11 protein-coding genes are annotated in these 12,886 nt (G+C 57.9%); 7 read left to right on the top strand and 4 right to left on the bottom strand.

The window, feature by feature from the left end:
- Nucleotides 1–21 precede the first annotated feature (21 nt).
- The 7 genes from CKW23_RS21345 to CKW23_RS21315 all read left to right on the top strand — a co-directional run bounded on the left by CKW23_RS21345 (nt 22) and on the right by CKW23_RS21315 (nt 9,655).
- Nucleotides 22–1,347 (top strand): DUF3426 domain-containing protein, encoded by a 1,326-nt coding sequence (locus CKW23_RS21345; protein ID WP_025262142.1) that lies wholly within the window; start codon nt 22–24, stop codon nt 1,345–1,347.
- A 315-nt stretch (nt 1,348–1,662) separates the two neighbouring features.
- Nucleotides 1,663–2,676 (top strand): tRNA dihydrouridine synthase DusB, encoded by a 1,014-nt coding sequence (gene dusB / locus CKW23_RS21340; RefSeq protein ID WP_025262143.1) that lies wholly within the window; start codon nt 1,663–1,665, stop codon nt 2,674–2,676.
- Entirely contained in the window at nt 2,673–2,993 is a 321-nt protein-coding gene (gene fis, locus CKW23_RS21335) for a DNA-binding transcriptional regulator Fis (RefSeq protein ID WP_002555375.1), read from the top strand. Before dusB ends, fis begins: the two co-directional genes overlap by 4 nt.
- A gap of 86 nt (nt 2,994–3,079) precedes the next feature.
- A complete protein-coding gene (gene purH, locus CKW23_RS21330; RefSeq protein ID WP_025262144.1) occupies nt 3,080–4,681 on the top strand; it encodes a bifunctional phosphoribosylaminoimidazolecarboxamide formyltransferase/IMP cyclohydrolase in 1,602 nt (533 codons plus the stop codon).
- A 164-nt stretch (nt 4,682–4,845) separates the two neighbouring features.
- Nucleotides 4,846–6,141 carry a phosphoribosylamine--glycine ligase gene (gene purD, locus CKW23_RS21325; protein ID WP_025262145.1) on the top strand — a complete coding sequence of 432 codons (1,296 nt, stop codon included), beginning with the start codon at nt 4,846–4,848 and terminating at the stop codon, nt 6,139–6,141.
- 91 nt (nt 6,142–6,232) lie between these two features.
- On the top strand, nt 6,233–9,019 hold the full coding sequence (locus tag CKW23_RS21320) for a hybrid sensor histidine kinase/response regulator (RefSeq protein WP_025262146.1): 2,787 nt from the start codon (nt 6,233–6,235) through the stop codon (nt 9,017–9,019).
- Nucleotides 9,020–9,058: 39 nt separating this feature from the next.
- Nucleotides 9,059–9,655, top strand: coding sequence for a MarC family protein (locus tag CKW23_RS21315; protein ID WP_025262147.1), 597 nt, complete (start codon nt 9,059–9,061; stop codon nt 9,653–9,655).
- A gap of 4 nt (nt 9,656–9,659) precedes the next feature.
- Here the strand turns inward: CKW23_RS21315 and CKW23_RS21310 are convergent, their stop codons facing one another.
- From CKW23_RS21310 to CKW23_RS21295, 4 genes are all read right to left on the bottom strand, one after another.
- Nucleotides 9,660–10,298 carry a hypothetical protein gene (locus tag CKW23_RS21310; protein ID WP_143008734.1) on the bottom strand — a complete coding sequence of 213 codons (639 nt, stop codon included), beginning with the start codon at nt 10,296–10,298 and terminating at the stop codon, nt 9,660–9,662.
- Nucleotides 10,299–10,315: 17 nt separating this feature from the next.
- Complete coding sequence (locus CKW23_RS21305) at nt 10,316–11,026, bottom strand: hypothetical protein (RefSeq protein WP_025262149.1); 711 nt, start codon at nt 11,024–11,026, stop codon at nt 10,316–10,318.
- 71 nt (nt 11,027–11,097) lie between these two features.
- Nucleotides 11,098–11,889 carry a hypothetical protein gene (locus CKW23_RS21300; protein ID WP_025262150.1) on the bottom strand — a complete coding sequence of 264 codons (792 nt, stop codon included), beginning with the start codon at nt 11,887–11,889 and terminating at the stop codon, nt 11,098–11,100.
- 311 nt (nt 11,890–12,200) lie between these two features.
- Nucleotides 12,201–12,848: a hypothetical protein gene (locus CKW23_RS21295; protein ID WP_025262151.1), complete on the bottom strand. Its 648-nt coding sequence runs from the start codon at nt 12,846–12,848 to the stop codon at nt 12,201–12,203.
- Nucleotides 12,849–12,886: the final 38 nt, after the last annotated feature.

Below are 12,886 nucleotides of genomic sequence, written 5' to 3'. Positions count from 1 at the left end.
CCGCCTGAACCGGACAGCAGCATGACCGACAGCTTCGTCACCCAGTGCCCCCACTGCCAAACCAGTTTCAGAGTCAGCCACGCCCAACTGAGCGTGGCCCGCGGCGTGGTGCGCTGCGGGGCCTGCCTGCAGGTCTTCAATGCCGCCCGGCAACTGCTGGAGCAGCGCTCGATCGACGAAGCCGACATCACGCCACCACCCGATCAGGAAATCGTCGCCCCCGAAGTCGTCGAGCAAGCGCCTGCGGTGCTGACTGCCGAGCCGCTTCCCGAGCCGACGCAGACCGTTCCAGAAGATGACGATCCCTGGAAAGTCAGCGAGTTCGATCTGGACAACCTGGACCTGGACGAAGAACTCGCCCGGCTCGAGCAGCGGGAAATCCAGTTGGCCGACAATTTCGGCAAGCCGGGCACACGTAACAGCGATGCAACGCTGACTGCCCAGCGCGACCATTCGGAAACCGAAGAAGGCACATGGGTCGGCAGCCTGCGCAACGACGATGTCAGCCAGCTACCGGAAATCCAGGCCGAGGTTATCAGCACCACGGAACAGGCTCCTGAGCCGGACCATGAAGACGAACCCGAGCAGCCGCCAGGCCGCGAGCGGACCGAGCCTTCATTGTCATCGACCCCTGTCGATCTGGACGATGATCAGCCAGCACTCAGCGCCCGCAAGCAGCCAGCCAGCGAAAGCACAGAGCGCTGGTCGGCGCGGGATGACGACGAAGACGATCACGACGATGACCACGAGCCGGCAATCGACTCTCGTGGCAAACGCGCCCGAAACGAACCAGCAGTCCGCGATCAGGCCCTTCTGGACCTGACCGATGACCCGTTGCAACTGGACTGGCAACGCCCCAAGCCACGCTGGGGCCGTCGCCTGCTCTGGAGCCTGCTGGTTCTGCTCGCCCTGGCCGGCCTGGCTGGCCAGTACATCTGGTATCACTTCGACCATCTGGCCAGACAGGACCAGTATCGTCCCTGGTTCCAGCAGATTTGCCCGAAGATCGACTGCAAGGTGCCTTCCAAGGTCGACATCAACCTGCTCAAGAGCAGCAATCTGGTGGTACGCAGTCATCCCGAATTCCAGGGCGCGCTGGTGGTAGACGCCATCATTTACAACCGTGCCTCTTTCTCCCAGCCCTTTCCGCTCCTTGAGCTAAGATTTGCCGATACCAGCGGTCAGCTCATTGCCAGTCGTCGGTTCAAGCCGGGGGAATACCTGAGCGGCGAAATGGCTGGCAAGGAAGAGATGCCACCCCAGACACCGATCCATATTGCGCTGGACATCCTCGATCCTGGCGCGAAAGCCGTGAATTACAGCCTGAACTTCCGATCACCGGAATAAGCCTCTGCCTGATCCTGCCTGCCGGTGCTCTTCGGGCCTGAAGGCATGTTTTCCCGTGGCAGACAGCCTGAATACCGACGTTTTCATGACAATTCGCTCAAGAAGCGAACCGTTGGCGATAAGAAAATAACTGTTCAGATTTTATCCAATTCAGCCTTTATCCAGTCATCGAGAGCGGGTATCATGCCAACCCTTTTTCAAACTCTCGGTTCGGTCTGAATGTTGCGAAAGCAACGGCAGACGGGGCTGTTGCAGACCGTGTAGAACGGTTTTTACACGGCCTGCGGATGATTCGGCCCCACGATAGGTAAAGCTATGTCGGCGGTACGCATCGGTCCATATACGTTACAGAACGGCTTGATCCTCGCCCCGATGGCGGGTGTCACCGACCAGCCTTTCCGGCAACTGTGCAGAGAACTCGGCGCAGGGCTTGTGGTGTCGGAGATGGTCACCAGTGACATGAGCCTGTGGAACAGTCGCAAATCGCGTCTGCGCATGATCCACGAAGGTGATCCCGAGCCCCGCTCGGTCCAGATCGCCGGTGGCGATCCACAGATGCTCGCTCAGGCAGCGCGGGCCAATGTCGAACTGGGTGCCCAGATCATCGACATCAACATGGGCTGCCCGGCCAAGAAGGTCTGTAACAAGGCCGCAGGTTCGGCGCTTCTGAAAGATGAAAAGCTGGTAAGCGAAATACTGCAGGCCGTGGTGGCCGCAGTCGATGTACCGGTGACCCTGAAGATCCGCACCGGCTGGGACCGCGATAACAAAAACGGCCTTACGGTCGCCAGAATCGCCGAGCAGGCCGGCATACAGGCGCTGGCGGTCCACGGGCGGACCCGTGCAGACCTTTACACCGGTGAAGCCGAGTACGACACCATCGCCGAAATCAAGCAGGCGATGTCGATTCCGGTGTTTGCCAATGGAGACATCGTTTCACCCGAGAAAGCCCGGTACGTGCTGCAGGCCACCGGAGCGGACGGGTTGTTGATTGGCCGGGCCGCCCAGGGGCGACCATGGATTTTTCGTGAAATAGATCACTACCTGCGTACCGGCGAGAAACTGCCGGCGCTGCCGGTGAGTGAAGTGGAACGTATTCTGCTTGAACATCTGACAGCCCTGCACGCCTTCTATGGAGACGTGATGGGCGTGCGCATTGCACGCAAGCATGTCGGTTGGTATCTCGCAACCTTGCCGGGCGCCAGGGAATTTCGCGCCCATTTCAATCGTTTGGAAGATACGGAAGCACAGTGCGCCAACGTCCGGGAGTTCTTGAGCCAAGGCTACAGGGGCCCGGATAACGAGAATAAAGAAGAGGTGGCCGCATGACGATGATGACCGAGACTTTAGTGAGTGGAACAACACCCGTGAGCGACAACGTCAATTTGAAACAGCACCTCAACACGCCGAGCGAAGAGGGCCAGACCCTGCGCGGCAGTGTAGAGAAGGCGCTGCACAATTATTTCGCCCACCTCGAAGGCGCTTCCGTCACTGACGTCTACAACCTGGTGTTGTCGGAAGTCGAGGCTCCGCTTCTCGAAAGCGTGATGAACTACGTCAAGGGCAACCAGACGAAGGCTTCCGAACTGCTGGGGCTCAATCGCGGCACGCTGCGCAAGAAACTCAAGCAGTACGACCTGCTTTAAGCATTATTCAATACAGAAAAGGCGACCCACCTTGCACAGCGGTCGCCTTTTTTTGCTGACTTCCTTTGCTTTTGATGGAAATTGAAATGACCGACCAGACTACCCGCCTGCCGATCCGCCGCGCTTTGATCAGCGTTTCCGACAAGACAGGAATTCTCGAATTCGCACGCGAGCTTGAAGCGCTGGGCGTAGAGATTCTTTCGACTGGCGGTACTTTCAAGCTGCTGCAGGACAACGGTGTTGCAGCCGTGGAAGTAGCCGACTACACCGGTTTTGCCGAGATGATGGATGGCCGGGTCAAGACCCTGCACCCCAAGATCCACGGCGGCATCCTGGGTCGTCGCGGCATCGACGATGCAATCATGAACGAGCACGGCATCAAGCCGATCGATCTGGTTGCGGTCAACCTCTATCCGTTTGAAGCCACGGTTTCCAAGCCGGGCTGCGACCTGCCGACCGCCATCGAGAACATCGATATCGGCGGCCCGACCATGGTTCGCTCCGCTGCGAAGAACCACAAGGACGTCGCTATCGTGGTCAATGCCAGTGACTACGCTCAGGTCCTGGAAAACCTCAAGGCTGGCGGCCTGACCTACGCTCAGCGTTTCGACCTGATGCTCAAGGCCTTTGAACACACTGCCGCCTACGACGGCATGATCGCCAACTACCTGGGCAGCGTCGACCAGACTGCAGAAACCCTCAGCACCGAAGGCCGCAGCCAGTTCCCGCGTACCTTCAACACCCAGTTCGTCAAGGCGCAGGAAATGCGTTACGGCGAGAACCCGCACCAGAGCGCGGCGTTCTACGTTGAAGCCAAGCCTGCCGAAGTCGGCATCGCGACCGCTACCCAGCTGCAAGGCAAGGAACTGTCGTTCAACAACGTGGCCGACACCGATGCTGCACTGGAATGTGTCAAGAGCTTCGTCAAGCCGGCCTGCGTGATCGTCAAGCACGCCAACCCGTGCGGCGTTGCCGTCAGCCCCGAAGGCGGCATTCGCCAGGCCTACGAACTGGCCTACGCCACCGATACCGAATCCGCTTTTGGCGGGATCATCGCCTTCAACCGCGAGCTGGATGCCGAAACCGCCAAGGCCATCGTTGATCGTCAATTCGTCGAAGTCATCATCGCGCCAAGCGTCAGCGTTGAAGCTGCGGCAATCGTCTCCGCCAAAGCCAACGTTCGCCTGCTGACCACCGGTCAATGGGCTGCCGAACGTGGCGCGGCCTGGGACTACAAACGCGTCAATGGCGGCCTGCTGGTACAAAGCCGCGACATCGGCATGATCACCTCTGCCGACCTCAAGATCGTCACCCAGCGCGCACCGACCGAACACGAAGTACACGACCTGATCTTCGCCTGGAAAGTCGCCAAGTACGTCAAGTCCAACGCCATCGTCTACGCCAAGAACCGCCAGACCATCGGTGTCGGCGCCGGCCAGATGAGCCGCGTTAACTCTGCACGTATCGCCGCCATCAAGGCCGAGCACGCAGGCCTGCAGGTTCAGGGCGCGGTCATGGCTTCCGACGCCTTCTTCCCGTTCCGCGACGGCATCGACAATGCCGCCAAGGCCGGCATCACTGCCGTCATCCAGCCAGGCGGCTCGATGCGCGACAACGAAGTGATTGCGGCAGCAGACGAAGCGGGCATTGCGATGGTTTTCACCGGAATGCGCCATTTCAGGCACTGATTGCAGTTTTGAGCCTAAAGCTGCAAGCGACAAGAAAGAGCGGATTGCACCGCTCTTTCTTGATGCGGCAGCTCCATTTTTCAAAGCCATAAGCTGTAGTTCGAGAGCTGCGCGATCAGCCTTTACTTGCAGCTTGTAGCTTTCTCCGAAGGAGACTTTCACTTATGAACGTATTGATTATCGGCAGCGGCGGTCGTGAACACGCTCTGGCCTGGAAAGTGGCTCAGGACCCGCGGGTCGAGAAGGTTTTCGTCGCGCCGGGCAACGCCGGTACGGCCATCGAAGCCAAGTGCGAGAACGTCGCCATCGACGTGCTGGCTCTTGAGCAACTGGCCGACTTCGCCGAGAAGAACGTGTCCCTGACCATCGTCGGTCCGGAAGTCCCGCTGGTCGCAGGCGTTGTGGATCTGTTCCGCAGCCGTGGCCTGGACTGCTTCGGCCCGACGGCTGGCGCCGCTCAGCTTGAAGGCTCCAAGGCGTTCACCAAGGACTTCCTGGCTCGCCACAAGATCCCGACCGCCGACTACCAGAACTTCACCGAGATCGAGCCTGCACTGGCTTACCTGCGTGAAAAAGGCGCTCCGATCGTCATCAAGGCTGACGGCCTGGCTGCCGGTAAAGGCGTGATCGTTGCCATGACGCTGGCCGAAGCCGAAGACGCCGTGCGCGACATGCTGGCTGGCAATGCCTTTGGCGAAGCCGGTTCGCGGGTCGTGATCGAAGAGTTTCTGGACGGCGAAGAAGCCAGCTTCATCGTGATGGTCGATGGCAAGAATGTCCTGCCAATGGCCACCAGCCAGGACCACAAGCGCGTCGGCGACGGCGACAGCGGTCCGAACACCGGCGGCATGGGTGCTTACTCCCCCGCGCCTGTGGTGACTGCCGAAGTTCACCAGCGCGTCATGGATCTGGTCATCTGGCCAACTGTTCGTGGCATGGCAGAAGAAGGCAACGTTTATACCGGTTTCCTCTATGCTGGTCTGATGATCGACAAGGCGGGCAACCCGAAAGTCATCGAGTTCAACTGCCGCTTCGGCGACCCGGAAACCCAGCCTGTCATGTTGCGCCTGCAATCTAGCCTGGTGCTGCTGGTCGAAGCTGCGCTGGCACAGGCACTGGACAAGGTCGAGGCACAATGGGACCCTCGTCCAAGTCTGGGCATCGTTCTGGCTGCCGGTGGTTACCCTGGCGATTACGCCAAAGGCGCCGCGATCGAAGGTCTGGATGCTGCGGCACAACTGCCGGGCAAGGTCTTCCATGCAGGCACAGCACTCAAGGACGAGCGTGTCGTCACCAGCGGCGGTCGCGTATTGTGCGCAACCGCTCTGGGCGAAACAGTCGGCAAGGCACAGGAAAATGCCTATGCCCTGGCTGCAAGGATTGATTGGGAAGGTTGCTTCTACCGCAAGGACATTGGCTACCGTGCCATTGCCCGTGAGCGTGGTGAGAGTCAGGAGTAAGTCTACCGGACCAGCCCCTGACAAGGGGGCTGGTCGGTTGCTCCGGCACTGCGCACTGTTATCAGGCATTCACTCAGGAAGGGATATCACCGTGCGCTGGCTCAGGATTGCCATAGTTTCAACAGCCGGACTACTGTCCTTGCTCTTCATGCTCACGGCCAAGGCCGAGCATGGCGCTGGGTGGTCCACGCTGCTCGACGAACAGGCAAGCCTGCAACTGAACGATATCCGCTCGGCCCGCTACCAGAACCAGTTCAGCCCCATCGACCTTGAACGGGTCACGGCAGCCGACCGCGACAGCGCGTTATGGCTGCACTACCGGGTACCTCCTACCCGACACGAACAACTGATACGCATCTTCGCGCCAGACCTGGCCAGCGGAGACCTGTACATCATCGAAGGCGAAAAGCTGGTCGACCACCTGCGCACCGGTAACGATGTGCCCAAGCAGGATCAGCGACTGCCCTCCAACGATTTCCTGCTCCCCGTCCCGCAAAGCGATGTCCCGCTGGACCTGTACCTGCGACTCGTCTCGACCCAGAAACTGCGCCCCAGCATCACGCTGCAACCGGCGATAGCCAGCGCGGCCGACGAGCGCGAACCTTTCCTGTTCGGCCTGCTGTTCGGCGCGCTGATCATGCTGATCATCCAGAACCTCACGCGCTACTGGCACACCAAGTCGCGCAGCAACCTGTGGCTGGCCGCCTGTGAAACCCTGCTGGCATTGAGCGCGTTCCTGCTGCTCAACCTGATCGACATGGCCAAGACCTGGCATATCGCGCAAACGCCGGGGGCCCACGTTGCGCTGTTGCTCGCCGCCGTGGCCGGCCTGTTCTACACCTACTGCTTCTTCGTGCATCGAGGTATCAAGGTACTCGACCGACTGATGCAGGTCGATGCCGTGCTCATGGGCACCGGCGTGCTGCTGGTACTGCTGTTCGATAGCGTTCCACTCAACGTCATGACCTTCCTGCTGGTTTCCCTGACCACGCTGAGCATCCTGACGGTATCGGTCTGGCACTGGCAGAAAGGCTACCGTCCGGCGCGGACGTTCGTGGCCTCGATGATCCTCTTCAACCTCGGTTATCTGGTGATCGTGCCGGGTCTGTTGTGGCTGAGCCTGATCCCGCCGCAATGGCTGATCCTCGCCCTGCTGGGGGTTTTCTGTATCTGCGGCCTGCTGATGAGCATCGCGCTCAACGAACGCTCGCGCAGCATTACCGAAGACAAGTTCAGCCTGAGCCGCGATCAGGCCGCCAGCACGGCGGAAGTCAACGCCAAGGCCGAGTTCCTGGCCAAGATCAGCCACGAAATCCGCACGCCCATGAACGGCGTGCTCGGCATGACCGAACTGCTGCTGGATACCCCGCTTTCGGTCAAGCAGCGCGACTATGTGGAAACCATCCACAGCGCAGGCAACGAACTGCTGACGCTGATCAACGAGATCCTTGATATCTCCAAGCTCGAGTCGGGCCAGATCGAACTCGATGACGTGCAATTCGATATCAGTGCCCTCATCGAGGACTGCCTCAACATATTCCGCGCCAAGGCCGAACAGCAGAACGTCGAACTGATCAGCCTGATCCATCCCCAGGTGCCGCGAGTCATCAGTGGCGACCCGACACGTCTGCGCCAGACGCTGCTGAGCCTGCTGGAAAACGCGCTGAAGAAAACCGAAGAAGGCGAAATCCTGCTGGCGGTCGCGCTTGACTCCAAGCCCGGCAAACATCGCGTACGCATCTCGGTACAGGACAGTGGCATGCCGTTGTCTGCGGAAGAGCGCGATGCCTTGATGCACACCGAACTGCACAGCAAGCACTTCCTGACCAGCAACAAGCTCGGTGGCCACCTGGGGCTGGTCATTGCGCGCCGGCTGACAGAGCTGATGGATGGCGAGTTCGGTATCCAGAACGGCCACACTCAAGGCACCACACTCTGGCTGAGCCTGCCACTGGACGCCAAGCTGCTGGAGCAGCCGACCACCGATCTGGACGGCCCGCTCAAGGATGCTCGCGTGCTGGTGGTTGATGACAACGATACCTGCCGCAAAGTGCTGGTGCAGCAGTGCAGCGCCTGGGGCCTGAACGTCAGTGCCGTGCCGTCCGGCAAGGAAGCGCTGGCGTTGCTGCGAACCAAGGCGAACTTGCGCGACTATTTCGATGTGGTACTGCTCGATCAGAACATGCCCGGCATGAGCGGCATGCAACTGGCGGCCAAGATCAAGGAAGACCCGAGCCTCAATCACGACATCCTGTTGATCATGCTCACCGGTATCAGCAACGCGCCCAGCAAGATCATCGCCCGCAATGCCGGCATCAAGCGCATTCTGGCCAAACCGGTGGCTGGCTATACGCTCAAGACCACGCTGGCAGACGAACTGACTCAACTGAACAAGGGTGTCGTTCCGCTTTCGTCGCAGCCTGCCTTGAACACGCCGGTCAGCGTGCCCGGCGACTTCCGTATTCTGGTAGCCGAAGACAACACCATCTCGACCAAGGTCATTCGCGGCATGCTCGGCAAACTCAACCTGCGCCCTGACACTGCCAGCAACGGCGAAGAGGCGCTGCGAGCCATGAAGGCACAGCGTTACGACCTGGTGCTCATGGACTGTGAAATGCCAATCCTCGATGGCTTCTCGGCCACCGAGCAACTGCGGGCCTGGGAAGTGGGCAACCAGCGGGTGCGTACTCCGGTAGTAGCCCTGACGGCGCACATTCTGACCGAACACAAGGATCGTGCCCGTCAGGCGGGTATGGACGGGCATATGGCAAAACCCATCGAGTTGTCGCAGTTGAGGGAGTTGATCGAATACTGGGTCGAACAGCGTGAGGCAACCCGCACCCTGACGTCTAATGGCAACCTCTACCAGCAGAACTGACGGGCCATGACAAAGCCTTTCCCCAAGTGAGCCAAGACCATGCTTCATGTGCTATTCAGCGTTTATCTGAAGATGCTGGTGCTCTATAGCCCTTTTTTCGTACTTTCCTGCTTCATCAGCCTGACCCGTGGCCACTCACGCAAGGAGCAGCGGCGTCTGGCGTGGAAAGTCGCGCTGGCGACGCTGATTTCCAGCGTGCTGCTCTATCTGTTCGGCCGGGTGATCTTCGATGTATTCGGCATCACCGTGGATGCATTCCGGATTGGCGCAGGCAGCGTGCTGTTCATTTCGGCGCTGGGCATGGCGCAAGGCAAATCGGCGGTACAGACCGATAACATCCAGCAGGATGTCACCATCGTCCCGCTGACCATCCCGATCACCGTAGGCCCGGGCACCATCGGTGCGCTGCTGGTCATGGGGGTCAGCCAGCCTCATTGGGATGACAAACTCACTGCCATCCTGAGTATTGCCCTGGCCAGCTTCAGCGTTGGTGTCGTTCTGTATCTGTCGGACCGAATCGAACGCATCCTCGGTGACCAGGGCCTGCAGATTGTCAGCCGTCTGATGGGGTTGTTCGTCTGTGCCCTGGCAGCGCAAATCATTTTCACCGGGGTCAAAGGGTATCTGGTGCCCTGATACTTCAGAGCGGAATGCGCTTGATACGCTCCGCTCCCCTGTCCTGTAACTCCTTTCGCACACGGTCGCGATTTAAAGCGTATTGGGTATTGTCGAAGACGAAGCCGCCACCCTTGAGCAACAACTTCATTTCATAGCTGAGCGGCCACATGGGAATCTTCGAAATCCATGAATACCAGGGCTTGGGTTTGGTAAGACTGAGCATTTGCAGCCCACAGATCACAATGTGGATCTGCCCGGACTCGCGCTTCTCGCAAGGTACCATCTGAAAGCTTTCGGAGCGCCCCACACTGAACCAGCTGCTGAAGAAAACCTTCGCATGCTCGCTATTGAACATGTCCTGCAGCGAGGATTTCGCCAGCTCAGCGAGCCGGGGAGAAGTAATACGCGCCACCAGCAGCGCGGCCTGGCTCTGAAAATCCTTGGGTTTCTTGAATACCGCAGATTTCTGATCAATGGCCGATGTGCGTGAAAGCCCACACACTACCAACTTCTGCTGGTAAGCATTGATCCAGCCATCCCAGTTTTTCTTGCGATCAAAAGCATCGAAAGCACACAGCTCGGCCAGTAACAGGCAATCCTGAATATCCGCCCGCTCCTGCGCATCAAAGCCAGGCAGGAAAGAAACCAGATTATTGGCCATCAACAGAGAGTTTGAACTCATGGCTCGTCCCCCTCCAGACCGACAATCAACTCGTCGCGTCTGACACCCAGCCTGGCGACCAGATCCTTTCTGAAATAACCGAAACCATGTTCATCCAGCTCGGCGGAGACATATGCGATCTCCAGGCTCTTCACGTTGCTCAATTCGGCAAACAACTGCGCAAGCGACTGCTCACCTGCGGGTGGCGTACTTTTGAACGAGAGAATAATCAGATTGACCACCGGCTCGACATCGACGAACGCCAGTTGCAGGATGACCGAGCAATCCTGCTGGCCTGGTGCGTCCGGCTCCGTGGCCGACTCAGGGAGCACCAGAACCGGCAGACACTGCGTCGTTTGCTCCGCCAACAAGGCCGTGACGGCCTTCTTTTCGGTGCCATCCGCAGAGCGTTTCAAGATGCACTCTGCACGCTCGATAAGTGGCAAAGGCACGCGCTTGGACAGCTTTTCCCTAACGTAGGCCCACAGTGAACCTGTGTACTCCAGAGGCGCATCCTGCACTTCGCGGTAAACGATATTGCAGCGAAACCGGGTCAGCGCATTGAGATAGGTCTGACGCCATTCGACAGGCTCGGCAAACTTTTCATGCTTGGCCGAAGCGGCCAACTGGCTATACAGGCTGCAGTCCAGCACATCCGCCTTAAATGAAGGGGAGACGCCGCTGGAAAAAAAGAACAGGCTGCCTGCATTGATATAACTCTGCTGCATTCCTTTGCACATAAGACTCCCTCACTACGCTCATCAAAAAAAGCCGCGGCGAACCGCGGCTCAACAACACATCAGATCTCGAATTCAGCCAGGGCAGATCGGGCATTTGCCGTCAGCTTCGCCTCAACCTCACCCTTTACCCGCGCATAATGCTGAGGGTTGAGGACCAGATTGTTCTCGGCACGCTTGATGCGAACAGAAGCATTGTTCCACTCCCAGAACAGCACGTTGGTGATGTCTTGAGACGTGACAAAGTTCACTGCACCCATGGCCATGACCACTTCACCATCACTGGACTCGGCGGCAGACGCGATAGCGAATTTGGCACTTTTGTGGGTTTTGCTTGAGTTCTCGAACAAGCGAAGTGGCTTGTCACTGGACTGCAGAGCCTTGACGGTGTCCTTGGCGACCTTGAGCAGTAATACAGAGGTCGGACCCGGTACTGTCATGGCAAAGATGGCCGATTCCAGAATCTTCAGTGCTTCCTGCTCCATGGTGAAACGCGTATTGCTGCTTCGATAGTCCGAAAGCTCTTTGGACTGAGAGAACCAGCCGCAGTAACCCAGCACCTTGGTGAAGGTTTCATACCACTGCACGGCATTTTCATTGTTGTCGCGGTACTTCTTGCTGGCGGCCAGCGAAGCGAGCAGAACACTGTCCTTGAGAATCTGTTTGTTCTCTTTCGACATGCCGGAAACGATAGAGACAACGGTATCGCCGGCAACCAGTGCACCAGGATTTTTCTCATCCACTTCCATAAGGCCCAAAGACTTCCGCTTGTTATCGACATGTTCCTGATGACCACAGTCACCCAAGTCACAGTTAGCGATTTCGATTTTGCTTTCTTCAACTTTATCAAACATTTTTAAATTCCTTTTCAAGTCAAGTTCATCCGTAAGGGACAATTCAAAGCTACCCCATGCCTTTGCGTTTCTCCATACCGTGCAAAAGCTGCCAACTGCAAAAAGTAGGACCCCGGCAAACAACTAAAAACAAAACAAATAAATACCGCACATACCACAAACACAAGATAGGCAAAGGGATAGATCGAGCGTTACGTTCAAAAAATCTTTTATGTCCGTCACCCTCGAGGCGCCTGGATGACACCTAGGCGTTCCAAAAACCCGATTCATAGATGGAAAGTTTCTTACAGCCTCTGCCGTAAGCAAATAATTCAGATGTTTATCTGCCGGAGATTGAAGTTGCCGACTTCCTTCAAGCGGGCGCGGATACGCTCCCTCTGGGGAGCAAAAGCGGCGCTTGTAAACCCGTAGACACCGCCGCCCAGACGCACCACCATCTCGCGCTTAATCCACGAGTTCCCACCACGGCTATCTGAGGTGGCAGTGGCGCTGGCATTCAGACCGCACAGCAGCAAGTGCACCTCCCCGGCAACCTCTTCACAGGGCACGATCTGAAAATTGCCAACCGACCCAGAACCCGAGCCGTACTGAAAGAAATGCTGCGCATACTGATTGAGCCGCGCCGCCTTGAATGAGCGCCGGGTGAGCTCCAGCAGGTTGCCGACACGCACTGAGCCTGTGATATCAAAGCTGATACTATCCAGCTCTTCGGCATCGGTAATGACCATCGGCTCCTTGACGATCTGGCTTTTAAGCTTGCACCCGGACCTGACGAGGGTGCTGCGGTAATAGTTGAGCCAACTGCTCCAGAACTCGTCAGGCCGATAACTCTGGGTGGCAAAGAACTCGGCATACAACAGCATATCTGCAATATCTTCCCGCGCCTGCCTTGAGACACTGGAAGAGAAGGAAACAATATTACTGCCCGCGATCAGGGCATTGAAAGTTTGACTTGCCATTATCTACATCCTTATAGAAACAAGGACATGAAACTAGC

The sequence above is a fragment of the Pseudomonas sp. Irchel 3A18 genome (assembly GCF_900187465.1).
In the GTDB taxonomy this organism is placed as follows: Bacteria; Pseudomonadota; Gammaproteobacteria; order Pseudomonadales; family Pseudomonadaceae; genus Aquipseudomonas; species Aquipseudomonas cichorii.
The sequence above is the reverse complement of the archived record's forward strand: the minus strand, read 5'-3'. Positions and strand labels throughout refer to the sequence as shown.